Below are 24349 nucleotides of genomic sequence, written 5' to 3' on the forward strand. Positions count from 1 at the left end.
CAGCCTTAGCGGCCCTGCGGCGTGGCGCGCGGCGCAGCGCCGGCGGCCGGTGCCGGGGTGCCGGCGGCGGGAGCGGGTGCGCCGGCCTGCTGACGACGGGCGGCGTTCGCATAGACGAGCTGGCGATATTGCTGGAGCAGCTCGACCGTCTGCTGCTGCGGCTGCCAATTGGCCGGCGGGGTGATCGAGACGGTCGGCGTGCTGCGATCGATCTCGGCGATGATGTCGCGGGTCACATCGGTCGCCGGCGGCGCGTACTGGATCGCGTTCGGCGCGAGCACGACGGTGATCTTCTTGGCGGCGACGACAGCGCGCAGCGCCGGGTCGTACTTGGCGGTGATCTGCTCGAGCGCATAGGCCTGCGCCTTGATCGCCGGACCCTGCAGCGTTTCGATGTTCGGCTGCGCCTTCTGCTGCGCGGCGCGGACCTGGTTGCCGATCGCGCTGTTCTGCGCCTCGGCGGCGGCGGCTTCGGCCTGGCTGACCTGGCCGTCCTTGTTGGTGTCGAGCAACGCGCGCAGCTGCGTGTTCAGCGCGGTCTGCGCTGCCGCGGCCTGATCGAGCTGCGTCTTGTAGGTGGTCGAGATCTGCTGGTTGGCAGCGTCGAACGCCTTGGCGCTGAAGATCGCCGCATCGGCCTGCGCCGTGGCGATACCCGCCGTCTGCGCGGTCGCGGCACCGGCCGCCAGCGCGATCGAGGCGCCGGCGAGTGCCGCCAGCGAAGTCTTGGTGATCGTCTTCATTAGAACTGAGTCCCCACGTTGAAGGTAATAAGCTTGGGATCGTCACCCTTCTGCGTGACGAGCGCCTTGGCAAGGTCGATCCGCAACGGACCGAACGGCGAAGTCCAGTTGACGCCGATGCCGATGCTGACGCGCGGCGTCGCACTGCTGGCGTAATAGGTTTCCTTGAAGGGCGAAATCGGCGACTGATACGAGATCGCGTTGGTCGAGCTGCCGGCGCAGGCGCCGCCGAGCGTCTCCGAATAACCGATCGCGCAGGTCGTGAAGGCCCCCGCTCCCGCCGTCGCCCCGGTCGGCACCTGATAAAGCTGGCGACCCGACGAATCGAGCAGCAGGCGCTGGATCGGCAGCACGGTGACGTTGCCCGCGGCATCGGTGATCGTCGGGAAGCTCGCGGTCGGCAGCGGACGGGTCAGGCCGAACAGGCTGCCCGCCTGGACGTAGATCGACGGACGCAGGCCGAGTTCGCGCGCACCGGCACCCAACGGAATCTCCAGCTCGGCGCGGGCGAGATAATAAGCGCGGCCGCCGAGCGCGTCGTCGACGAGCTGGTCGCGATCGGTGACCAGGATCTGCTTACCCGTCGTCGTATCGACCGTATATTGCTGACGCTGGACGCGCGGGCCGACGCCGCGGATGTCGAAGCCGCGGAACTGCGGTTCGCCGAGATAGAAGCGATCGGTGATGCGGATGCGGTCGACGCCCTCGCCGCGGCTGCCCTCGAGCGACTTGATATAGCCCGCCTCGCCGACCAGCGAGCCGATGAAGCCCGAGCCGACGTTGACGAACTTCGAGCCTTCGAGCCGGGTACGGATATATTTCACGTCGCCGCCGAGACCGGCGAAATCCTGGCTGAAGCTGAGCCGCTGGCCCGCGGTCGGGCGCAGGCGGCTGTTGAGGCTGTCGTAGATCAGCGAATAGCCGACCGACGAGGTCCAGCGGTTGCCGATCGCCTCGCAGAGATAGCGGCCGGCCTTGAGCGGATCGCAGGCGCCGTCGGTGAAATAGGTCGACTGGTCGAGCCCGACCTCGTCGTAGGACAAGCCGTAGCGGCCGGCGAGCGACCAATATTCGGTCAGCGGCACGCCCATGCGGACCTGGAAGCCGGTCGACACCTGCGAATAGGTCGTCTGGCGCTGCGTGCCGATATAGTTGAACGAATTGTAATCGCGGCGGAACACGTCGACGCCGACTGCGACGTTCTTGTCGAACAGATAGGGTTCGGTGAAGCCCAGCTCGATCGACTTCGAATAGGTCGAATAATTGACGCCGGCGCGCAGCACCTGGCCCTTACCGCGGAAGTTGTTCTGCGTGATATTGGCCTGGATGATGAAGCGTTCGAGGCTGGAATAGCCGACCGAGAGCTGAAGCTCGCCGGTGCTCTTCTCTTCGAGCGTGGTGTCGAGGATGATGCGATCGGGGGTCGACCCGGGGGTCTGCTTGATCTCCATCTTGTCCTGGAAGAAGCCCAGCGAGTTGATGCGATCCTGCGAACGCTTGACCTGGAAGCTGTTGAACGCGTCGCCCTCGGCGAGACGGATCTCGCGGCGGATCACCTTGTCCTGCGTCTGCGTGTTGCCGTTGATGTCGATCCGCTCGACATAGGTGCGCTGCGCCTGCGCGATGTGGAAGTTCAGCCCCATCGTCAGCGTGTCGGGGTCGCGCGCATAATCGGGCTGCACGTCGGTGAAGGCGTAGCCGAACAGGCCGGCCGCCTCGCTCAACTGGTCGATCGAGGTCTCGACCAGCTTGGCGTTGTACCAATCGCCCTTCTTGACCGGCAGCGACGCCGCCAGCTTCTTGTTGTCGAAGTCGCGGATCTCGCTGTCGACGGTGACGTCGCCGAATTTGTAGCGCTTACCCTCTTCGACCACATAGGTGATGATGAAGTCGCGCTTGTCCGGGGTCAGCTCGGCGACCGCCGAGGTGACGCGGAAATCGGCATAGCCTTCGGTCAGATAGAATTGCCGCAGCTTCTGCTGGTCGTAGTTCAGGCGATCCTGATCGTAGGAGGTGTTGGACGAGAGCAGGCGGAACCAGCGCGATTCCTTGGTGACCATCTCCCCGCGCAATTTGCCGTCGTTGAAGATCTCGTTGCCGATGATGTTGATCTGGCGGACCTTGGACTTCGGCCCTTCGGTGATCTCGAACACCACGTCGACGCGGTTCTGGTCGAGGCTGACCATCTTCGGGCTGATCACTGCGGCGAAGCGGCCCTGGCGGCGATACAGTTCGATGATCCGCGACACGTCCTGACGGACCGCGGTGCGGGTGAAGATCTGCCGCGGCGCGAGCTTGATCTCCTTGGTGATCTTGTCGCTCTTGAGCGCCTTGTTCCCCTCGAGGATCACGCGGTTGATGATCGGATTCTCGCGGATGCGCAGCACGATGTCGCCGGTCTCGACGCCCGAGATCGAGAAGTCGACGAACAGGTCCGACGCCTGCAGGTCCTTCAACGCCTGATCGAGCGTTTCGGCGGTATAGGGGATGCCGACGCGCAGCTTGGTGTAGGACAGCACCGTCTCGGGCTCGATCCGCTGCGAACCCTCAACGCGCAGCGTCTTGATCGTGCGCACCACGGCCGGCGTCGCGGGCTGCGCCGCCGCCGCCGGGGCGGCCGGCGTGGCTGGCGTGCGGGCGGCACGCGCCGGCGTGCGAGCGCCGGCCGGCGCGCGTGTGGGAGCCGGCGTCGGCGTTGCGGTCGGTGTCGCGGCGGGCGAATCGGCAGCCGGCGCGGCGGGCTGCTGCGCCGCCGGTTCGGGCGCGGTCTGCGCCATCGCCGGCATGCCCGACAGCATCGTGCCGGCCAGCAACGCGGCGCTCACCGGCGCGAACTTGGTACTCTTCATCGCTGTCACTCAACCCACCCCAAATACGTCAGGATACCAATATCCGCCGGGACGCAGGCGCCTGCCCTGCCCCAGACCGGTCAGCCGATCAAGCCGGCCAGCCGCTGCCACAGACCGACTGCACTCAAATCGTTGAAGGTCACGATCAGCATCAGCGCCAATACCGCGGCCAGACCACCGCGGAATGCCCATTCCTGCACCCTGGGTTCGAGGGGCCGGCGGCGGATCGCCTCGATCGCATAGAAGAAGAGGTGTCCGCCATCGAGCATGGGTACTGGCAGCAGATTGATGAACCCCAGATTGATCGACAGCATCGCCACCAGCCAGACGAAGGCCGACACGCCGAGCGCCATCTGTTCGCCCGAGATCTTGGCGATCCGGATCGGCCCGCCGAGCTCGTCGATCGAGCGGCGGCCGCTGATGATCTGGCCGAGCGTCTCGAGCGTGCCCGAGATGATGTCGACGGTCATCCGCACGCCCGCCGCCGGCGCCTCGAGCAGGCCGACCGGCGCGAGCACCGGATCGCCGCTGCCGATGCCGATGCGACCGATGCGATATTCGTTGCCGAAGCGATCGCGCTGGTGGACGACGCCGATCGCCAGCGGGCGCTCGAACGCCTTGCCGTCGCGGGCGACGCGCAGCGTGACCTGCTCGCCCGGCCGGATCAGCGCGTAGCGTGCGACGTCGGTGAAGCTCTGGATCGCGCGGCCGTCGATCGACAGGATGCGATCCCCCGGTTGCAGGCCCGCCTTCGCGCCGGGCGCACCGGCGATCACCGTGCCGACCACCGCCGGGGTACGGTCGACGCCGTAATGGTGCGCGAAGCCGGCGAGGATCAGCACCGCGAGGATCAGGTTGATCGCCGGCCCGGCGGCGACGATGATCGCCCGCTGCCACAAGGGCTTGGCCTGGAAGGTCAGCGCGCGTTCGGCGGCGGGGAGCGCCAGCCACGCGGCATCGGGCTGGCTCGCCGGGTTCATGTCGCCGGCGAACCGCACATAGCCGCCGAGCGGCAGCCAGCCGAATTTCCAGCGGGTGCCGCGCGAATCGGTGATGCCGGCGATCTCGCGCCCGAAGCCGATCGAGAAGGCCTCCGCCTTCACGCCGAACAGCCGGCCGGCGAGATAATGGCCCATTTCGTGGATGAAGACGAGCGGGCCGATCGCGCAGAGGAACGCGAGCGCGGCCATCAGAACGCCGGGAGACTGGATCAAGCTAGGCAATCCTTCACGCGCGAACCTCTACACGCCCCTTAGCATGTTCCCGAATACGCTCGTCCGCCATTCGTCGCGCCTCGCCGTCGATGGCGAGGACCGCCTCCAGCGTCTCCGGAGCCGGCGGATCGTAATGATCCAGCGTATCGGCGACGATTGCGGCAATTTCGAGGAAGCCGATGCGCCGGTCGAGAAACGCGGCGACGGCGATCTCGTTGGCGGCGTTGAGGATGGCGGGACGCGCGCCGCCCGCCTCCAGCGCGTCGCGCGCCAGCTTGATCGCCGGGAAGCGCACGGGATCGCACGCCTCGAAGTCGAGCCGGCCGATCGCGACGAGATCGAGCGGCGCCATCGGCGTCGCCATCCGCTCGGGCCAGGCGAGCGTATGCGCGATCGGCACGCGCATGTCGGAGGGGCCGAGCTGCGCGAGCATCGAGCCGTCGACATAATCGACCATCGAGTGGATCACCGACTGGCGGTGCATCACCACCTCGATCCGCTCGTGCGGTACCGGGAAGAGGCGCGCCGCCTCGATCAGTTCCAGCCCCTTGTTCATCATCGTCGCGCTGTCGATGCTGATCTTGGCGCCCATCGACCAATTGGGATGCGCGACCGCCTGTTCGACGGTGACGTCGGCCATCTGCTCGCGCGACCAGTCGCGGAACGGGCCGCCGCTGGCGGTGAGGATGATGCGCCGCACGCCCTCGGGCCGGGCGAAGTCGAAACATTGGTAGATGGCGTTGTGTTCGCTGTCCGCGGGCAGCAGCGTCGCGCCCGAGCGCGCGGCGGCGGCGAGGATCACCTCGCCCGCCGACACCAACGGCTCCTTGTTGGCAAGCACCACCGTACCACCGTGGCGGATCGCCGCCATGACGGGTTCCAGCCCGGCGCAGCCGACGATCGCGCCCATCGTCCAGTCGGCCCCCGCCGCGGCGTCGCAGATCGCCTGCCGTCCCGCGGCGACCTGCGTGGCCGTACCGGCGAGCGCTTCGCGCAGCGCGGGCAGGCAGGATTCGTCGGCGACCACCGCAAGCTCCGCTCTGGTGCGGCGCGCCGCGGCGGCGAGCTTGCCGACGTCGCCGTTCGCGGTGAGCGCGCGGACCTTGAAGCGGTCGGGTTCGCGCTCGACGAGATCGAGCGTGGAGGTGCCGACCGAGCCGGTCGCACCGAGGATTGAGACGCTTTTCATGTCAGAAGGCGAGCGGCACGACGACGAGCAGCGCCGCGACCGGCATCACCGGAACGACGCCGTCGAGACGGTCGAGGAAGCCGCCATGGCCGGGAATGACGCTGCCCGAATCCTTGACGCCGGCGCGGCGCTTGAGGTGGCTTTCGTAGAGGTCGCCGGCCTGCGCAAGGATCGCGAGCAGCGGCGTCGCGAGCACGAAGCGCAACGGGAGGAGGTAAAACTGGTGCATCGCCGCGGCGACGATCGTCGCGAGCACGATACCGCCGATCAGGCCGGCCCAGGTCTTATTGGGGCTGATCGACGGCGCCAATTTGGGGCCACCGATGCTGCGACCCGCGAAATAGGCGCCGATATCGGTCGACCAGACGAGGCTCAGCGCCCAGAGCGCGTTGCGCAGGCCGTCGGGCTCGTGCCGGATCAGCAGCAGCGCATAGATCGGCAGGCCGCAATAGAGCACCCCCGCGCCCAATTGCGGGCGGCGGCTGATGATCGTCAGGAAGAAGAAGGCGCCGACCAGCAGCCCGAGCGCGAAGAAATCCGGGCCGGCGGCGAGCGGGCACATGATCGCCAGCGGCACCGACAGGACATATTGGCCGAGCCGCTTGGTCTTCGGATCGGCGCCGTGGAGATCGCTCCACTCCGCCATCATGAACACGCCCGCGGTGACGACGAGCAGCCAGAAGACGAAGCCGCCGAGCGCCAGCGCGACCAGCGCGAGCGCGATCAGGCCCAGCCCGGTGAGCGTACGGGTCGCAAGCTCCGAGGGGCGCTTGCCGGCGGGCGCGTCGCTCACAGGCCGCCGTAGCGCCGCTGGCGCTGCCCGAAGGCGGCGATGGCGTCGGCGAGCGTGTCGGCGCTGAAATCGGGCCAGAGCGTGTCGATGAACAGCAGCTCGGCATAGGCCGCCTGCCACAATAGGAAGTTCGACAGCCGCTGCTCGCCCGACGAGCGGATGACGAGGTCGAGCGGCGGCAGATCGGCGGTGTCGAGCTCCGCCTCGATATGCTCGGCGGTGATCGCGCTCGCCTCGATCTCGCCCGCGGCGGCGCGTGCGGCGAGCCGGCGGGTGGCGGCGACCAGCTCGGCCTGCGACCCGTAATTGAGTGCGATCACCAGGATCGGGCCGGTATTGGCGGCGGTCTTGGCCATCGCATCGTCGACCAGCGCGACCAGGTCGGGCGCAAAGCGGCGATAGTCGCCGATGATGCGCAGCCGCACGTTTTCGGCGACCAGCTCGGCGAGATCGCTGCGGATGAACAGCCGCAGCAGCCCCATCAGCGCGCCGACCTCATCCTCGGGACGGCGCCAATTCTCGCTGGAGAAGGCGTAGAGCGTCAGCGCCTCGACGCCCATCGCGCGCGCCGCGCGGGTGACGCGGCGCACCGCCTCGACCCCGGCCTTGTGACCGGCGACGCGCGGCAGGTGCCGCGCCTTCGCCCAGCGGCCGTTGCCGTCCATGATGATCGCGACGTGACGCGGCACCGGCCCCGTGTCCGGGACCGCCGCCAGCGACGCAACCGAGGCCGCCGTCGGACTCACTTTCCGAGGATTTCCTTTTCCTTCGCCGCGGCGGCCGCATCCAGCTCGGCGACCGTCGCGTCGGTGAGCTTCTGCACCTCGGTCTCGTGGCGCTTGCGCTCGTCCTCGCTGATGACGCCCTTCTTCTCGTCGGTCTTCAGATTGTCCATGCCGTCGCGCCGCACGTTGCGGACGGCGATGCGCGCGCCCTCGGCATATTTGCCGGCGAGCTTGGCGAGTTCCTTGCGGCGATCCTCGGTGAGATCGGGGATCGGCAGGCGCAGCGTCTGGCCGTCGTTGATCGGGTTGAGGCCGAGGCCCGCGGAGCGGATCGCCTTTTCCACCGGGCCGACGTTCGACTTGTCCCACACCTGCACCGACAGCATGCGCGGCTCGGGCACCGAGACGGTGGCGACCTGCACCAGCGGCATGTGGCTGCCGTACACCTCAACCGTCACCGGGTCGAGCAAGGCGGTGGAGGCGCGGCCGGTGCGCAGGCCGTTGAGGTCGTGCTTGAGCGCCTCGACGGCGCCGGCCATCCGGCGCTCGAGATCGGCCTTGTCATAGGCTGCCATGGTCTACTCCTGTTCGTTCTGGACGACCGTCGAGACGCCATCACCGTTGAGAACCGCGGCGAAATTGCCGTGCTCGCGAATGTTGAAGACGACGATCGGAATGTTGTTGTCGCGGCACAGCGCGATGGCGCTCGCATCCATGACCTTGAGGTCGTCGGACAGCACCTTGGAATAGCTGACCGTGGCATAGCGCGTCGCGGTCGGCACCTTCTTGGGATCGGCATCGTAGACGCCGTCGACCGAGGTGCCCTTGAACAGCGCATCGCACTTCATCTCGGCGGCGCGCAGCGCGGCACCGGAATCGGTGGTGAAGAACGGGCTGCCGACGCCGGCGGCGAAGATCACGATCCGCCCCTTTTCGAGATGGCGTTCGGCGCGGCGGCGGATGAACGGCTCGCACACCGACGCCATCGGGATCGCCGACTGGACGCGCGTTTCGACGCCGATTTGCTCGAGCGCATTCTGCACCGCGAGCGCATTCATCACCGTGGCGAGCATGCCCATATAATCACCCGTCGCCCGCTCCATGCCACGCGCGGCACCCGAGATGCCGCGGAAGATGTTGCCACCACCGACGACGATGCAGAGCTCATAGCCCTGCGCCTTGACGTCGGCGATCTCCTCCGCGACGCGCGCGGTCACGGCGGGGTCGATGGACAGGCCACCGCCCTCGCCCATCAGCACTTCGCCGGACAGTTTCAACAAGATGCGTTTGAAGCGCGGCGCGAACGTCATAAGTTCCTATCGCTGGTGGGAGAAAGCGGGTCGGACCTTAGGCGTACGCGCGCGCCGGGGCAACCTTCGGCTGCGCGGATGTGGACGGTCGTGGATATCCCGGACCGGATACGCGGCGGCGAGAACCCGGGGCCTTCGTCGGTCACCAGCGCAGGCGCGGTACCGACGGCGCCATGCGCTCGCTTCGTCGACTGTCGCGGCATGTAGCTGATTTCGCCGGATTTTCGCGCGAATTGAAATTGTCCGATCCGTTGACGTCGAATGAAGAGCTCCGGTTAAACGTGCATTATCCAGCAAAATCAACGCGTTTAAATAGGCTAGCCGCCACAGGTCTCCGCTGGGGCATACGGGGGCAAGTTTTCGATCATGTGGCAGACGGCACGCACCGCCATCGGCCGGGCAGCGGCGACGACCGCGCTCGCCATTGGCGGGTCGGCGCAGGCGCAGGACGCAGTCGCCCCGGCCTGGACGCTGGCGGCGACCTACAAGGCCGATGTCGCCGGGGTCGCGTCCGGCGGGCTCGACACCGGGTTACGAATGCTCGACGACCTCTATATCGCCGGCAAGGTCGACCTGGACGCCGCCTTCGGCTGGAAGCGGGCACAGGCGCATGCCTCGCTGCTCAACAACCTGGGTGGCCAGCCCAATAGGCTCGCGGGGTCGATCCAGGGCATCGACAATATCGAAGTCGCGGATCGCCGGCTCAAGCTCTACGAGGCCTGGCTGGAACAGGGGATCGGCAGCGATACAACGCTGCGCACCGGGCTCTACGACATCAACAGCGAATTCTACCAGAACGAGGCCGCGGGGCTGTTGGTGTCGCCGATGTTCGGCGTCGGATCGGAATTGGCGGCGACGGGCGTCAACGGACCGGCGATCTTTCCGTCGACCGCGCTCGCCGCGCGCTTCCGCGTGACGACCGCACGAAGCTATGGCGCGTTCGCCGTCGTCAACGCGCATGCCGGCACGATCGGCGACGACGACGGCATCGATCTGTCCGGTCGCGACGGCGCATTGCTGATCGGCGAGGCGGGCTGGACCGGCAGCGGCCGGTTCGCGATCGGCGCGTGGCGCTATACCCGCAAACAGCCCGCGATCCTGTCGCCGGGCCTCACCGTCGGGCTCGGCACGCATGTATCGCGGGGCGTCTATCTGCTCGGCGAGCACGATCTGCTCGGCACCGTCGAAGGGCCGCGTCATCTGATCGGCTTTTTGCGCTTGGGATTGTCGGAGGGGCGGACCACGCCGTTTCGCGGCGGCTGGCAGGGCGGATTGCTGCTCCAGCGCCCTTTCGCCGCACGACCGGCGAGTGCGCTGTCGGTCGGCGCGGGTAGCGGCATGTTGTCACGCAGCTACCGCCGCAGCCAGCCGGCCGGGCTCGGGCAGATCGAGACAATCTACGAGGCAACCTACAGCGACGAACCGGTTCACGGCGTGTCGCTGCAGCCCGACATCCAATATGTCGTCCACCCGTCAGCGGATCCGACGATCCGCAATGCGCTGGTGCTCGCGCTCCGGGTTACGATCGGATGGACGAGCAACTGAGCGAGGACGGTGGCGGGCCCAGCGGCTTAGCGCCGCACCCGCATCGCCACCTCCCGCAACGAAAAAGGGCGCCGCGCTGGATGCGCGACGCCCTTCGTTCGATTGCGTGGCGCGCCGCAGCGTGCCGGCCGGATCAGACCTTCTGCGCGACGCCCGAGGCGGCGGCGACTTCGGCCGCGAAGTCGGACGTTTCCTTCTCGATGCCTTCGCCGAGCTGGAAGCGGACATAGTCCTTCAACACGATCGACGCGCCGGCGTCCTTGGCCGCCTTGGCGACGACGTCGCTGATCTTGGTCTTGCCGTCCATGACGAACAGCTGGCTGACCAGCGCATGCTCCTTGCGGAACTTGGCGATGCCGCCTTCGACCATCTTGGCGATGATGTCGGCGGGCTTGCCCGAATCGGCGGCCTTCTCGGTCGCGATCGCGCGCTCGCGCTCGATCTCGGCCTCGTCGAGGTCTTCCTCGTTCAGCGCCTTCGGGAACGCAGCGGCGATGTGCATCGCGATCTGCTTGCCGAGACCCTGGAGCACCTCGTCCGACGCGTCCGATTCGAGCGCGACGAGCACGCCGATCTTGCCGAGACCCGGCGACGCCTGGTTGTGGACGTAGGACACGACCGCACCCTGCGACACTTCGAGACGACGCGCGCGGCGCAGCGACTGGTTCTCGCCGATCGTGGCGATGTTGTTGGTCAGCACTTCGGCGACGGTGGTGCCCGACGGCATCGCCTCGGCCTTGAGCGCCTCGATATCGCCGCCGGTGGCGAGCGCGATCTGCGTCACTTCGCGGACGAAATCCTGGAACTGGTCGTTCTTGGCGACGAAGTCGGTTTCCGAATTGACTTCGACCGCGGCGCCCTTGGTGCCGGCGGTGGCGACGCCGACGAGACCTTCGGCGGCGGTGCGGCTCGACTTCTTCTGCGCGGCCGCGAGGCCCTTGGTACGCAGCCAGTCCAGCGCGGCGTCCATGTCGCCGCTCGTCTCGTTGAGCGCCTTCTTGCAATCCATCATGCCCGCGCCGCTCTTCTCGCGCAGGTCCTTGACCATCGCTGCGGTGATATCAGCCATGTTGCATATTCCTTGTTCTGAATGTGTTTACGGGCGAGGCAGGGCGCCGCCCTACCCCGCCCGCATGACGGTTCGACGACTGCGGTTACGCGTCGATCTGGCGCTCGGCCTCGGCGCCCGCACCCTCGACCGTGCCGGCAGCCTGCTGCTCCGGCTCGGGGGTCGGGACGGTCAGCGCTTCCTCGACCGGGGCGACATCCTGCGCACCGAGGTCGACGCCGCGGCGCGACTGCTGCTCCTGGTTGCCGCGAGTCGCCGCGATGGCGATCGCTTCGCAATACAGGCGGATGGCGCGGCTCGCGTCGTCGTTCGCCGGCACCGGGAAAGCGATGCCGTCGGGCGAGACGTTCGAATCGAGGATCGCGACGACGGGGATGCCGAGCGTGTTGGCTTCCTTGATCGCCAGCTCTTCCTTGTTCGCGTCGATCACGAACATGACGTCCGGCACGCCGCCCATGTCGCGGATGCCGCCGAGCGACATTTCAAGCTTGTCCTTCTCACGGGTGAGCTGGAGCACTTCCTTCTTGGTGAGGCCGTGCGTGTCGCCCGAGAGCTGTTCTTCGAGCGTCTTGAGGCGCTTGATCGAGTTGCTGATCGTTTTCCAGTTGGTGAGCATGCCGCCCAGCCAGCGGTGGTTGACGAAATGCTGGCCCGAGCGGCGCGCCGCATCGGCGACGGCGTCCTGCGCCTGGCGCTTGGTGCCGACGAACAGCACCTTGCCGCCACCGGCCACCGACGACGAGACGAACTCGAGCGCGCGGGCGAAGAGGGGAACGGTCTGCGACAGGTCGAGGATGTGGACGCCGTTGCGGTCGCCGAAGATGTAAGGCTTCATCTTCGGGTTCCAGCGGTGGGTCTGGTGGCCGAAGTGCGCACCGGTCTCGATGAGCTGCTGCATGGTGACGACGGGTGCCGCCATAGGATAATTCCTTCCGGTTAAGCCTCTGGGAAGCGGATGACGCGGACCTTGCGGTCGCACGCACCGGGCTATGTTGCTTCCCATGCGGGGTTTGAGGGCTGCGCCACTAGCCGCAGCGGCGGCAAAAGGCAAGCGTTCCGTTCTGCTTGACAGTGGAACGTAGGTGGAACATAAAGCGTCCAGACAGTGGACACGGTGAGTCTATCCCAGTTTAGTGGCGCTGCGGCATCGCTAAATCGGCGAATATGGACACAGCGGGGAACTCACTGATTAAACAATGGTTAAGCGAGTTATCCACAGGTTGCTCGCGCGCCTGCCAGGGAGTCGTTTCGATGGTTGCAGTCGTCAGTGTTCTCGTATTTTCCGGTGCGTTCCTGGTCGCGGTCGGCGTGATCGCCGCGACGGTTGCGCCGCAATGGCAGCGCATCGTCCGCCTCGCCGCCGGTCATGTCGAACCCGCGTTCGCGCCATTGTCGCAGCTCGCCTCGGCCGAGCGCCGTATCGCCGTCAGGCGCTGGGCGTCGGCTCCGGTTCCCGCAGGCGTTCGCCGCCTGCGCGCTGCCGCCTGATCTTGGCGTAACTGGCGACGCTGAACGGGATCGTGATGAGGTAACCGACACAGATCGCGCTCAGCGTATGCCACGGCGCCGAAACGAGCGCCGCGCCGAGCAGGACGACGCCGGCGATCGCCTCGAACCGGATCGTCCGGCGCAGGCGGAGCGAGCCCCAGGAGAAGGTGGCGACGCTCGACACCATTAGCATCGCGATGAACGCGACCCAGATTGCGACGATATACGGGTTGGCGAAGATCGGCTGATCGGTCCAGAACCAGAAATACAGCGGCAGCATCGCAAGGCCCGCCCCGGCGGGTGCGGGAACGCCGGTCAGGAAGCCCGCCGATTTATGCGGCTGGTCGTCCGCGTCGATCGCCGCGTTGAAGCGGGCGAGCCGCAAGGCGCAGAAAACCGCCAGGATCAGCGCACTGATCCAGCCGAGACGCGGCAGCGCGGCGAGCGACCAGAGATACATGATGAGCGCCGGCGCCACGCCGAACGAGATCGCGTCGGACAGCGAGTCGAGTTCCGCACCGAAGCGGCTTTCGCCGTGGAGCATGCGGGCGATGCGGCCATCGAGACCGTCGAGCACGCCGGCGATCATGATCATCGTCACCGCGCTCTGCCATTCACCGCCGATCGCGAAGCGCACGCCGCTGAGGCCCGAGCAGAGCGCGAGCGCGGTGACGGCATTGGGGGCGACCGCGCGCAGCGGCAGCCCGCGCGGACGGCGGGGCAGCCGACGCGGCAGGCGGCGGGCGGCGTCGGGGGTGGAGTCGCGCGGTTCCATTTATTTGCCGATCATTGTGCGATGCCGGTGACGGGCGCGCCGCCGACGCGACCGATGACGGTCTCGCCGGCGATCGAGCGTTGGCCGAGCGTCACTTGCGGGATGATGTCGTCGGGCAGGAAGACGTCGACGCGACTGCCGAAGCGGATCAGGCCGATCCGCTGGCCGGTCGCGACCATGTCGCCCGGCTTGACGAAGGGGACGATACGGCGCGCGACGAGCCCGGCGATCTGCGTGAAGCCGATGCGCCGCCCGTCCCGCCCCTCGACGACGATATGCTGGCGCTCGTTCTCGTCGGACGCCTTGTCGAGATCGGCGTTGAGGAATTTGCCGCTGATATAGACGACCTGTCGGATCGTACCGGCGATCGGCGTGCGATTGATATGCACGTCGAACACCGACATGAAGATCGAAACCCGCGTCAGCGGCGCCTCGCCGAGTTCGCCGACCAGTTCGCGCGGGACCGCCACCCGCTGGATCATCGTAACGAGCCCGTCGGCGGGCGCGACGACGAGACCGTCGCCGACCGGCGTGGTGCGGATCGGATCACGGAAGAAGGTCAGCACCCAGACGACGACGGCGAGCAACGGCCAGAACAGCACCTTGGTGATCACCGTCGCGAGCAAAGTGATGCCGAGCGCGATGGCGGCGTATTTGTGACCCTCGGGATGGACGGAGGGGAAGCGCCACTTCACCGTGGTCGTCGGCAGCGGGGTGGTCGGTGGCTTTTCGAGCGATGGCATAACCACACGGTGTAACCGTGTCGTTCATGCAACACAACGTTTTGCCGGCAACCATGCCTCCCGCCCCGCCAAACCGTCCGAGATGGTTGATCCCCTGCCCGCTTGTGCCTAGACGACGGCGCAAATCCCCTCTCGCAGGAAGCGCATATGGCCAAGATTCAGGTGAAGAACCCGATCGTCGAGATCGACGGCGACGAGATGACGCGGATCATCTGGGAATGGATCCGCGAGCGCCTGATCAAGCCGTATCTCGACGTCGAGCTCGATTATTACGATCTCGGCATCGAGAATCGCGACGCGACCGAGGACCGCGTGACGGTCGACGCCGCCAAGGCGACGCAGAAGCACGGCGTCGCGGTCAAGTGCGCGACGATCACCCCCGACGAGCAGCGCGTCGAGGAATTCGGCCTCAAGAAGATGTGGAAGTCGCCCAACGGCACGATCCGCAACATCCTGGGCGGAACGATCTTCCGCGAACCGATCGTGATCAAGAACGTCCCCCGCCTGATCCCGGGCTGGACGCATCCGATCGTCGTCGGCCGTCACGCCTTCGGCGACCAGTATCGCGCGACCGACTTCCTCGTCCCCGGCCCCGGCAAGCTGCGCCTCGTCTTCGAGGGCGTCGACGGCCAGACGATCGACCGCGAAGTCTTCGATTTCCCCAGCTCCGGCGTCGCGATGGCGATGTACAATCTGGACGATTCGATCCGCGATTTCGCCCGCGCCTCGATGCATTACGGCCTCAACCTCAAGTGGCCGGTGTATCTCAGCACCAAAAACACGATCCTCAAGGCCTATGACGGCCGCTTCAAGGACCTGTTCGCCGAGGTGTTCGAGGCCGAGTTCAAGGACAAGTTCAAGGAAGCGGGCATCGTCTACGAGCATCGCCTGATCGACGACATGGTCGCCTCGGCGTTGAAGTGGAACGGCGAGTTCGTCTGGGCCTGCAAGAACTATGACGGCGACGTCCAGTCGGATCAGGTCGCGCAAGGCTTCGGGTCGCTCGGCCTGATGACCTCGGTGCTGCTGACGCCGGACGGCAAGACGGTCGAGGCGGAGGCCGCGCACGGCACCGTCACGCGCCATTATCGCCAGCACGAGCAGGGCAAGGCGACCAGCACCAACCCTATCGCGTCGATCTTCGCCTGGACCGGTGGCCTGAAGTATCGCGGCAAGTTCGACGATACGCCCGAGGTGACCAAGTTCGCCGAGACGCTGGAGCGGTGCTGCATCGAGTGCGTGGAGAACGGCCAGATGACCAAGGATCTCGCGATCCTGATCGGGCCGCACCAGCCGTGGATGACCACCGAGCAATTCTTCGAGGCGGTGCGCGCCAACCTCGAGCAGAAGATGGCGAACTGGGGCTGATCGCCTTCGCCTGAAACGATCGGGGGCTCGGACGCTTAAGCGTCCGGGCCCTTTTTCGTAAGACCCGCGACGAACAGCGCGAGCGCGGCACGGGCGGCGTCGGGCTCGGGCGGCAGCCGGCGGTCGAGCGCGAGCGTCGCGAAACCGTGGACCAGCGCCCAAGCGGCCATCGTCGCAGCCGCGGCCCTATCCGGGCAGAGCGTCGCGACGCGCGCGGCGAGCACACCATAAGCGTCGCCCTCGGCCGCGCAGTCGGGGCTGACGTGCACGGCGGCGGCGATCGCGTCGGTGAACATCAGCCGGAACAGTGCGGGATGCGCCTGCGCGAAGCCGACATAGGCCAGACCCTGTTCGACCAGCGCCTGTTCGGGCGCGACGGCGCCACCCCGTTCATCGGCGGCGACGAGCAGGCCATGCAGCGTCGCAAAGCCTTCCGCCGCCACCGCGCCGAGCAGCGCATTCCTGTCCGGAAAATGGCGATAAGGCGCCATCGCCGACACCCCTGCCGCCCTCGCGACGGCGCGGAGCGAGGGATCGTGCTCGCCCGCGTCAAGCAGCCGCATCGCATGATCGACGAGCGTCTGGCGGAGCGAAGGTGCGGTGGTCATAAGCTGTTTACACTGTAAGCATGGGATGGTAGCTTACGGTGTAAACAAGGAGGCCGGATGATGCAAACGGATGGACGAACCGCGACGGCGCGCGCGACGGTAGACCTGTCGGGCTATCCCGATCTGGTGATGGTGCTGCTCGGGTTCCGGGTCGGCAGCCTGCGAGGACTGCCCGCGCTGATGCGGATCGGCCGCGGCCTCGCCACGATCGGGCGTTCGCCGCCCGAGGGATTGCTGGGCAATGACGGCATGATGTTCGGCTGGAACCACGTCGGCATCCGCCATTATTGGCGTGATCTCGACAGCCTCGGCCGGTTCACCCGCTCGGCGCCGCACAGCGGCTGGTGGCGGGACTTCCTCGCGGATCGCCACGGCTGCGGGTTCTGGCATGAGGCGTATAGCGCCAAAGGGGGAATCGAGGCGATCTACGTGGGGATCGACGATCCGGTCGGGCTGGGGGCTTTCGCACCGGCACGGCGACCGGAGGGGCCGTTCCTGTCGAGCCGCGATCGATTGATGGCGGATGCACGGGAACGGCGGGACGTCGCGGCCTGACCCTCATCCCCTGACCCTCATCCAACGTCCCGGCGCATGCCGGGACGATGGCGGAAGGGATTATTCGTTGTCGTTGACGCTGCCCTGCCCTTCGCCGTGATTGCCGTAACCGGCGCCCGATTCCTCGGTGTCGGTATTCTCGGTCGGCGCGAGCGGATCGATATTGTGGTCGTTCTTGTCCTGGTCTTCGGTGCGGTCGGGGTCGGTCATCGTCTGTCCTTCTGCAACACGGCGTCCGGGACCAACCGACGGTCGGCCCGGTCGTTCCCGGCAATGGCGCGCGGTCGCAACCGTCCTGATCTCGATCAGCCGGCGCGGCGATAGACGGTGACGCCGAGGTCGCGGGCGATCACGCGATAGTGACGCGCGAGCGTGCGGCGGACGAGGATCACGACCGGCCGGCGGCGGTTGCGAGGGATGTCGCCGATCGCGATCACCGGCGGGCGGGCGGCGAGGATGCGGGCGACCTCCTGCGTCGGGTCGACGCCGATCGCGTGCGCCTCGCTGGCTTCGACGAGGTGGAACGGAAACGGGTACCGCGTCGGCAGGCAGGCATGCGTCGCGTCGTAGAGCACCGGCGGGGCCTGGACGAGGAACGGGCAGCCCTGCCCGCGGGCGCGATCGATGATCCCGGCGAGCGCGGTGAGGCGCCGGCGCGTATCGGCGGTCTCGCCGCGATGCGGATACCCGCTGAACAGCAGCAGCGCCACCGCCGCGGCGGCGGCGAGCGCCTGCATCGCGCGACGATCAAGCGCGATCGCGGCGGCGACCGCGATCGGGACGAGCAGCGGCAGCGCGTAATGATTGAAATAGGGCGGGACGAGCAGCCAGCCGATCACCGCCGCGGCGAGCCAGCCGGTCAGGAACCGATCGGGTCGCAAAACCAGCCCGCGCACCGCGAGCCCGGCGGGGACGAGCAGGACGATCGCGACGCCGGCGAGCCGCGCCGCGACCGGATCGCCGGGGGTCGCCTGCCGCAGGAAGATCGATTCGACGTTGGCGAACCACCACGCCTCGCCATGGCCGAGTGCGGCATAAGCCGCGGCGGCGGCGATCGTCGGGAGCAGCGCGGTGACGGCGTAGAGCGCGGCCGCTACGGCGAGCCGCGCCGGGCTGCGATGGCGCTGCCAGACGGCCACGAGCAGCGCGATGCCGAGGAACCCGCCTTCGAAGACCGCGGTGGGCTTGATCTGCAAGGCGATCCCGGCGAGCAGCATCGCCGGGATCGCGGCGCGGCGGTGGCCGGCGATCGTGTCGCGGGTCAGCAGCGCCGCCGCGACGATGGCGAGATCGTAGAAGACCGGAGATTGCCCGCCGCGGCCACCGAGCAGCTCCAGCCAGATGAGGTAGAGCAGGCCCGCGGCGAGTGCGCCACCGGCACCGGCATGGCGGCGCGCCATCGTCGCGATCAGGCCGGCGGTGGCCGCCGCGGCGGCGAGCGCGAGCACATGATAGGCGACGCCGGGATCGGCGGGCAGGCCGCGCGCGGCGGCGGCGATCAGGAACAGGCCGATCGGCTTGCGATCCCAGATGTCGACATAGGGGATCGCCCCGTCCCACATCCGCTGGCCGACGAGCAGGTACATCTGTTCGTCGACGTCGACGAGCGGATTGCCGATATCGGGCAGCCGCAACGCCACCGCGGCGAGGATCAGGATCAGCCAGGAAAGCCGGTGCGTCATGCGGCGCCCGTCATGGCGCCGGGAGGGTTAGCGGGGCGCTAACGCCGTTCAGAACAGCTCGCCCTGCGGCCCGGCGGGCGCGCGGAACAGGTCGGTGCGCAGCGGCCGGCCGCGGTTGCCGAGGCCGTGCTTGCGGCAGGCGATCCGGAAGCGGGTGCGCATCAGCTCCGCCCAGGGGCCGGCACCCTGCATGCGCGTGAAGAAATCGGGATCGTTGTCGCGGCCGCCGCGCAGCGATTGGATGATGCTCATCACCTTGCCGGCGCGATCGGGGAAATGTTCGTCGAGCCACGCCCGGAACAGCGGCGCGACCTCGTGCGGCAGGCGGACGGGGATGAAGAAACAGGATGTCGCACCCGCCTCCGCGGCGCGCTCGACCAGATCCTCCAGCTCGTGATCGGTGATCGACGGGATCACCGGCGCGATCGAGACATAGACGGGCACGCCGGCATCGGCGAGCGCGCGCACCGCCTTCAGCCGGCGTTCGGGATGCGGCGCGCGCGGTTCCAGCGTCGCGGCGATCTTGGGGTCGAGCGAGGTGATCGACATCGCCACGCCTGCCAGACCGTCGGCAGCCATCGCGCCGAGCAGGTCGATATCGCGCGTCACCCGATCGGATTTGGTGGTGATGGTCAGCGGGTGGCGCGTCTCGGCGAGCAGTTCGATGATGCCGCGGGTGATCCGCCAGTCGCGCTCGATCGGCTGATAGGGATCGGTGTTGGTGCCGAGCGCGATCGGCGCGACGGCATAGCCGGGCTTGCGGAGTTCGGCGCGGAGCAGCGCGGCGGCCTGCGGCTTGGCGAACAGCCGCGTTTCGAAATCGAGGCCGGGGGACAGATCGTGATAGGCATGCGTCGGCCGCGCGAAGCAATAGATGCAGCCGTGCTCGCAGCCGCGATAGGGGTTGATCGAGCGATCGAAGAACACGTCGGGCGAGCTGTTGCGGGTGATGATCGTGCGCGGCTGTTCGACGGTGACGCTGGTGCGCAGCGGCGCGGCGGCACCGTCGATATCCGCGCGGGCGTCGAGCCAGTCGCCATCCGCCTCGACCTGCGGCAGGTTGAAGCGGTGGCTCGCGGTGTTGACCGTGGCGCCGCGGACGGCACGTTTGACATGGGGCTTTGCCATTGCACGGGGCTAGGCCGGCGCGTAGAACATAGCAAGAACATTGATGGGAGCGATACGATGGCGCGGTTGAACTATCTCGAACTGCCGGTGGCCGATACGGCGCGGGCGAAGGCCTTCTACGGCGCCGCGTTCGGCTGGGGGTTCAGCGATTTCGGGCCGAGCTATGCGGCGACGACGAGCGGGGATACCGATATCGGGTTCCAGGCCGATCCCGCCCAACAGACCGCGGCGGCGCTGCCGGTGATCGAGGTGGCGGATGTCGATGCGGCGCTCGCCGCGGTCGAGGCGGCCGGCGGGCGGGTGACGATGCCCGTGTTCGCCTTTCCCGGCGGGCGGCGGTTCCACTTCGCCGATCCCGATGGACACGAGCTGGCGGTGATGCAGGTGGACGCGGGCTAATTTCGTTTCTTGACGGACCCGGTGAGCCACTGTCCGTCATGCCGGGCTTGTTCCGGGGTGACGGGTGGTTCGGAGTGACGTCGTGCGCTTTCCGCCGGTGAGCCGGCGCCGGCCTACAGCCGCTGGCCGATCACCGTTCCGTCAGCCGCGGCATCAGCTCGACGAAGTTGCAGGGGCGGTGGCGGCTGTCGAGCTGGTCCTGCAGGATGCCGTCCCAGCCGTCCTTCACCGCGCCGGTCGAGCCGGGCAGCGCGAAGATATAGGTGCCGCGGGCGACACAGGCGCAGGCGCGCGACTGGACCGTGCTGGTGCCGATCTTGGCGTAGCTGAGATAGCGGAACAACTCGCCGAAGCCGGGGATCATCTTGGTCGCGACGCGCTCGACCGCCTCGGGCGTGACGTCGCGGCCGGTGACGCCGGTGCCGCCGGTGGTGACGACGCAATCGACGCTCTCGTCGTCGATCCAACGGTGGAGCTGCGCGACGATCGCGTCGGTATCGTCGCGCAGGATGACGCGGTCGGCGAGGACGTGGCCCGCCGCCGCGATCCGCGCGACGAGCGTGTCGCCCGAGCGATCCTCGGCGAGCCCGCGCGTGTCGGAAACGGTGAGCACCGCGATGTTGACGGGGCGGAAAGCGAGGCTGGTGTCGATCGACATGGCTCAGCCCACCGAGCGCAATTGCGAAGCGACGCGGTCGAGCGCGACGTCGCTGACGCCGGGGATCGCCTGGATCGTCTCGACCAATTCCATGTCGAGCAGGAAGTCGCGGCCGAGCAGCACCGTCGCCTCGCCCTCCTCCACCGGAATGCGCGCGCGCACCTCGCCGCGCGCACCGCGGTGATGCGCGAGCAACGCCGACAGCGCCGCAAAGGCGGTGGCGTGCGCGACCTTCGCCTCGATCGTGAAGCGCGCGATCGACGCTAGCCCCTCGAACGGCTGGATGCGCTTGACCGAGACGCGCGGCGTCTCCTCGCCGGGGCGACGGTCGAGCTCGACGGTGATGAGGCCGCAGCCGCCGCAACGCGCGGCGTCCTCCAGTTCGGCGGCGACCGAATCATCGAAACAGGTGGCGACGAACTGGCCGCTCGCATCCGACAGCGTCGCCATCATATAGCGCTTGCCCCGTGCCGAGGTACGCCAGCGGGCGTCCTCGACCAGCACCGCCATCGTCGCACCGGCGCGGGTGCCGTCCTCGGGGATGTTGAGCTCGGTCAGCGCGACATATTGGCGCGCGCCGTGCATCTTGGCGAGATGGGTGTGGCGATCGACCGGATGCGCCGAGAAATAGAAGCCGAACGCCTCCTTCTCCTGCTCCATCGCATCGGCCATCGACCAGCGCGCGCCCGCCGGCAGCTTGATCGCGTCGCCGGCGACATCCTCGGCGCCGAACAGGCCGTGCTGGCCGCTGGTCTTGCCCTCGTGCGTGCGCGCGGCGACGGCGAGGATCGTCTCGGCGACGGCGTGGATGCCGGCGCGGTTGGCGTCGAAACTGTCGAACGTGCCGCTGGCGGCGAGCGTTTCGAGCTGGCGCTTGTTGATCAGGCGCGGATCGACGCGGGTGGCGAGATCGTCGATGCTCTTGAACGGGCCGTTGGCGCTACGCTCGACGACGAGCTTCTCCATCGCCCCCTCGCCCACCGATTTCAGCGCGGCGAGCGCGTAGCGGACGGCGAGGCCGCCGTCCTCGGTCACCTCGACGTCGAATTCGGCATCGCTCTTGTTGATGTCGGGGCCGCAGATCGCCACGCCCAGCCGGCGCATGTCGTCGACGAAGATGCAGAGCTTGTCGGTCTGCGCCATGTCGTAGCACATCGACGCGGCGTAGAATTCCTCCGGGTGATGCGCCTTCAGCCACGCGGTCTGATAGGCGAGCAGCGCGTAGGCCGCGGCGTGGCTCTTGTTGAAGCCATAGCCGGCGAATTTGTCGATCAAGTCGAACAATTCGTTCGCCTTTGCCTTGTCGATGCCGTTCACCTTGGCGCAGCCCTCGACGAAGATCGCGCGCTGGGCGTCCATCTCCGCCTTGATCTTCTTGCCCATCGCGCGGCGCAGCAGATCGGCGCCGCCGAGCGAGAAGCCGGCGAGGATCTGCGCCGCCTGCATCACCTGTTCCTGATAGACGAAGATGCCGTAGGTCTCGGACAGGATCGGTTCGAGCAGGTCGTGCGGGTAGACGATCGGCTCGGTGCCCTGCTTGCGGCGGCCGAAGCTCGGGATATTGTCCATCGGGCCGGGGCGGTAGAGCGATACGAGCGCGATGATGTCGCCGAAATTGGTCGGGCGCACGGCGCTGAGCGTGCGGCGCATCCCCTCCGATTCGAGCTGGAACACGCCAACCGTGTCGCCCTTCTGGAGCAATTTGTAGACCGCCTCGTCGTCCCACAGCAATGCGTCGAGATCGATCGAAATGCCGCGCTTGGCGAGGAGTTGCACGGCCTTCTTGAGCACCGACAGCGTCTTGAGGCCGAGGAAGTCGAACTTCACGAGGCCGGCGCCCTCGACGTACTTCATGTCGAACTGGGTGACGGGCATGTCCGAACGCGGGTCGCGGTAGAGCGGCACCAGCTGCGCGAGCGGCCGGTCGCCGATCACCACGCCGGCGGCGTGCGTCGAGGAGTGCCGCGGCAAGCCTTCGAGCTTGGTGGCGAGATCGAGCAGGCGGCGGACCTGATTGTCGTTCGAATATTCCTTGGCAAGCTCGGGCACGCCGTTGAGCGCGCGCTTGAGGTCCCACGGGTCGGTCGGGTGGTTGGGGACCAGCTTGGCGAGGCGATCGACCTGGCCATAGCTCATCTGGAGGACGCGGCCGGTGTCCTTGAGCACCGCGCGCGCCTTCAGCTTACCGAAGGTGATGATCTGCGCGACCTGATCGCGGCCGTATTTCTCCTGCACGTAGCGGATGACCTCGCCGCGCCGGGTTTCGCAGAAATCGATGTCGAAGTCGGGCATCGAGACGCGTTCCGGGTTGAGGAAGCGTTCGAACAGCAGACCCAGCTTCATCGGATCGAGATCGGTGATGGTCAGCGCCCAGGCGACGACCGAACCGGCGCCCGAACCGCGCCCCGGCCCCACCGGAATGTCGTGATCCTTCGCCCATTTGATGAAGTCGCCGACGATCAGGAAATAGCCGGGAAACCCCATCTGGACGATGACGTCGACCTCGAAGGCGAGCCGCGCGCGATAGGCGTCGCGCCAATTGGGGTCGTCGGCGGGCTGGGTGCCGAGCTGTTCGATCCGGTCGAGCCGCTTCTCCAGCCCCGCCGCCGCCTCGGCGCGCAGCATCGCCGCCTCGCCCTCGCGATCGCCGGCGAGGCTGGGCAGGATCGGCTTGCGATAGGGCGCCATCACCGCGCAGCGCTGCGCGACGACCAGCGTATTGTCGATCGCCTCGGGCAGGTCGGCGAACAATTGCCGCATCGTCTCGGCGGGCTTGAGCCATGCGTCCGGGCAGGAGCGGATGCGATCCTCGCTCTCGACATAGGTCGAATGCGCGATGCACAGCATCGCGTCATGCGCGTCGAGGAAGGCGCTGTCCGAGAAACAGCAGGGGTTGGTCGCGACGAGCGGCAGATCGCGGTCGTAGGCGAAGTCGATCAGCGCCTGTTCGGCCGCCTCCTCGATCGCGTCGCTGCGGCGGGCCAGCTCGATGTAGAGGCGATCGGGGAACAGCGCCTGCAACCGGTCGAGGTAAGCGGCGGCGCGGGCCGGCTGGTCCTCGTGGATCAGCCGGGCGAGCGCACCCTCGCCGCCCGCGGTCAGCGCGATCAGGCCGTCGGTCCGCCCCTCCAGCGCGGCGAAATCGACGTGCGCGGGCAGTTCGATCGGCCGTTCGAGATGCGCGAGGCTGACCAGCGCGCACAGATTGTCATAGCCCGTCGAATCCTGCGCATAGAGCGCGATCCAGTCGAGCGGCACGACGACGCCGTCGGGCATGTCCGGCCGCGCGACGCACAGCATCGTACCGATCACCGGCTGGACGCCGTCCTTCTTCGCGGCATCCGAAAAGGCCATCGCCGCATACAGGCCGTTGCGATCGGTCAGGCCGGCGGCGGGAAAGCGCATCGCCTTCGCCTGTTTGGCGATCGCCTTGGGCTCGATCGCCCCGTCGAGCATCGTGTAGGACGAGAAAATGCGGAGCGGTACGAAACCGGAATGAGCCATTGCC

Annotated in this window: 23 protein-coding genes; 5 read left to right on the forward strand and 18 right to left on the reverse strand. The window is 67.5% G+C overall.

What is annotated here, in order from left to right; all coding sequences use genetic code 11:
- Positions 1–5 precede the first annotated feature (5 nt).
- The 8 genes from ACLBWH_RS14100 to pyrH all read right to left on the reverse strand — a co-directional run bounded on the left by ACLBWH_RS14100 (position 6) and on the right by pyrH (position 8823).
- Positions 6–743, reverse strand: a complete 738-nt coding sequence (locus ACLBWH_RS14100) for an OmpH family outer membrane protein (protein ID WP_447799542.1) — start codon at positions 741–743, stop codon at positions 6–8.
- Positions 743–3592 (reverse strand): outer membrane protein assembly factor BamA, encoded by a 2850-nt coding sequence (gene bamA, locus ACLBWH_RS14105; RefSeq protein ID WP_447799543.1) that lies wholly within the window; start codon positions 3590–3592, stop codon positions 743–745. Before bamA ends, ACLBWH_RS14100 begins: the two co-directional genes overlap by 1 nt.
- A gap of 80 nt (positions 3593–3672) precedes the next feature.
- Entirely contained in the window at positions 3673–4806 is a 1134-nt protein-coding gene (gene rseP / locus ACLBWH_RS14110; RefSeq protein WP_447799544.1) for an RIP metalloprotease RseP, read from the reverse strand.
- Positions 4807–4819: 13 nt separating this feature from the next.
- Positions 4820–5995: a 1-deoxy-D-xylulose-5-phosphate reductoisomerase gene (locus ACLBWH_RS14115; RefSeq protein WP_447799545.1), complete on the reverse strand. Its 1176-nt coding sequence runs from the start codon at positions 5993–5995 to the stop codon at positions 4820–4822.
- A gap of 1 nt (position 5996) precedes the next feature.
- Positions 5997–6788, reverse strand: a complete 792-nt coding sequence (locus ACLBWH_RS14120) for a phosphatidate cytidylyltransferase (protein ID WP_322849514.1) — start codon at positions 6786–6788, stop codon at positions 5997–5999.
- On the reverse strand, positions 6785–7534 hold the full coding sequence (locus ACLBWH_RS14125) for an isoprenyl transferase (protein ID WP_322849515.1): 750 nt from the start codon (positions 7532–7534) through the stop codon (positions 6785–6787). Before ACLBWH_RS14125 ends, ACLBWH_RS14120 begins: the two co-directional genes overlap by 4 nt.
- On the reverse strand, positions 7531–8088 hold the full coding sequence (gene frr / locus ACLBWH_RS14130) for a ribosome recycling factor (RefSeq protein WP_322849516.1): 558 nt from the start codon (positions 8086–8088) through the stop codon (positions 7531–7533). The genes ACLBWH_RS14125 and frr overlap by 4 nt, the downstream gene beginning before the upstream one ends.
- Before the next feature lie 3 nt (positions 8089–8091).
- A complete protein-coding gene (pyrH, locus tag ACLBWH_RS14135; protein ID WP_447799546.1) occupies positions 8092–8823 on the reverse strand; it encodes a UMP kinase in 732 nt (243 codons plus the stop codon).
- A 366-nt stretch (positions 8824–9189) separates the two neighbouring features.
- Between pyrH and ACLBWH_RS14140 the strand changes: the two genes are divergently transcribed.
- Positions 9190–10368, forward strand: a complete 1179-nt coding sequence (locus ACLBWH_RS14140) for a carbohydrate porin (RefSeq protein ID WP_447799547.1) — start codon at positions 9190–9192, stop codon at positions 10366–10368.
- Between the two features lie 133 nt (positions 10369–10501).
- Here ACLBWH_RS14140 and tsf read toward each other — a convergent pair whose 3' ends face one another.
- Together tsf and rpsB are read right to left on the reverse strand one after the other, a co-directional pair.
- A complete protein-coding gene (tsf, locus tag ACLBWH_RS14145; RefSeq protein WP_322849519.1) occupies positions 10502–11437 on the reverse strand; it encodes a translation elongation factor Ts in 936 nt (311 codons plus the stop codon).
- An 85-nt stretch (positions 11438–11522) separates the two neighbouring features.
- Positions 11523–12356, reverse strand: a complete 834-nt coding sequence (gene rpsB / locus ACLBWH_RS14150; protein ID WP_322849520.1) for a 30S ribosomal protein S2 — start codon at positions 12354–12356, stop codon at positions 11523–11525.
- A 332-nt stretch (positions 12357–12688) separates the two neighbouring features.
- Here rpsB and ACLBWH_RS14155 point away from each other — a divergent pair, with 332 nt between their 5' ends.
- On the forward strand, positions 12689–12925 hold the full coding sequence (locus tag ACLBWH_RS14155) for a hypothetical protein (protein ID WP_447799548.1): 237 nt from the start codon (positions 12689–12691) through the stop codon (positions 12923–12925).
- On the opposite strand, the gene ACLBWH_RS14160 is transcribed toward ACLBWH_RS14155, so the two are convergent.
- Together ACLBWH_RS14160 and ACLBWH_RS14165 are read right to left on the reverse strand one after the other, a co-directional pair.
- The gene (locus ACLBWH_RS14160) at positions 12864–13700 is read right to left on the reverse strand and encodes a CDP-alcohol phosphatidyltransferase family protein (RefSeq protein ID WP_447799549.1); all 837 of its coding nucleotides are present in this window, start codon (positions 13698–13700) and stop codon (positions 12864–12866) included. The genes ACLBWH_RS14155 and ACLBWH_RS14160 overlap by 62 nt on opposite strands.
- An 11-nt stretch (positions 13701–13711) precedes the next feature.
- The gene (locus ACLBWH_RS14165) at positions 13712–14443 is read right to left on the reverse strand and encodes a phosphatidylserine decarboxylase (protein ID WP_447799550.1); all 732 of its coding nucleotides are present in this window, start codon (positions 14441–14443) and stop codon (positions 13712–13714) included.
- Positions 14444–14590: 147 nt separating this feature from the next.
- Here ACLBWH_RS14165 and ACLBWH_RS14170 point away from each other — a divergent pair, with 147 nt between their 5' ends.
- The gene (locus ACLBWH_RS14170) at positions 14591–15811 is read left to right on the forward strand and encodes an NADP-dependent isocitrate dehydrogenase (protein ID WP_447799551.1); all 1221 of its coding nucleotides are present in this window, start codon (positions 14591–14593) and stop codon (positions 15809–15811) included.
- 35 nt (positions 15812–15846) lie between these two features.
- Here the strand turns inward: ACLBWH_RS14170 and ACLBWH_RS14175 are convergent, their stop codons facing one another.
- Complete coding sequence (locus ACLBWH_RS14175; RefSeq protein ID WP_322849525.1) at positions 15847–16419, reverse strand: TetR/AcrR family transcriptional regulator; 573 nt, start codon at positions 16417–16419, stop codon at positions 15847–15849.
- Between the two features lie 57 nt (positions 16420–16476).
- On the opposite strand from ACLBWH_RS14175, the gene ACLBWH_RS14180 reads away from it, so the two are divergent.
- On the forward strand, positions 16477–16974 hold the full coding sequence (locus tag ACLBWH_RS14180; RefSeq protein WP_447799552.1) for a monooxygenase family protein: 498 nt from the start codon (positions 16477–16479) through the stop codon (positions 16972–16974).
- Positions 16975–17034: 60 nt separating this feature from the next.
- Here ACLBWH_RS14180 and ACLBWH_RS14185 read toward each other — a convergent pair whose 3' ends face one another.
- From ACLBWH_RS14185 to ACLBWH_RS14195, 3 genes are all read right to left on the reverse strand, one after another.
- On the reverse strand, positions 17035–17184 hold the full coding sequence (locus ACLBWH_RS14185; RefSeq protein WP_322849527.1) for a hypothetical protein: 150 nt from the start codon (positions 17182–17184) through the stop codon (positions 17035–17037).
- 95 nt (positions 17185–17279) lie between these two features.
- Positions 17280–18656, reverse strand: coding sequence for a hypothetical protein (locus ACLBWH_RS14190; RefSeq protein ID WP_447799553.1), 1377 nt, complete (start codon positions 18654–18656; stop codon positions 17280–17282).
- 48 nt (positions 18657–18704) lie between these two features.
- Positions 18705–19784 (reverse strand): PA0069 family radical SAM protein, encoded by a 1080-nt coding sequence (locus ACLBWH_RS14195; RefSeq protein ID WP_447799554.1) that lies wholly within the window; start codon positions 19782–19784, stop codon positions 18705–18707.
- A gap of 57 nt (positions 19785–19841) precedes the next feature.
- On the opposite strand from ACLBWH_RS14195, the gene ACLBWH_RS14200 reads away from it, so the two are divergent.
- A complete protein-coding gene (locus tag ACLBWH_RS14200) occupies positions 19842–20183 on the forward strand; it encodes a VOC family protein (RefSeq protein ID WP_447799555.1) in 342 nt (113 codons plus the stop codon).
- A 130-nt stretch (positions 20184–20313) separates the two neighbouring features.
- On the opposite strand, the gene moaB is transcribed toward ACLBWH_RS14200, so the two are convergent.
- Together moaB and dnaE are read right to left on the reverse strand one after the other, a co-directional pair.
- Positions 20314–20841: a molybdenum cofactor biosynthesis protein B gene (gene moaB, locus ACLBWH_RS14205; protein ID WP_447799556.1), complete on the reverse strand. Its 528-nt coding sequence runs from the start codon at positions 20839–20841 to the stop codon at positions 20314–20316.
- A gap of 3 nt (positions 20842–20844) precedes the next feature.
- Positions 20845–24345: a DNA polymerase III subunit alpha gene (dnaE, locus tag ACLBWH_RS14210; RefSeq protein WP_447799557.1), complete on the reverse strand. Its 3501-nt coding sequence runs from the start codon at positions 24343–24345 to the stop codon at positions 20845–20847.
- Positions 24346–24349 lie beyond the last annotated feature (4 nt).

This window comes from Sphingomonas sp. M6A6_1c (assembly GCF_053345135.1).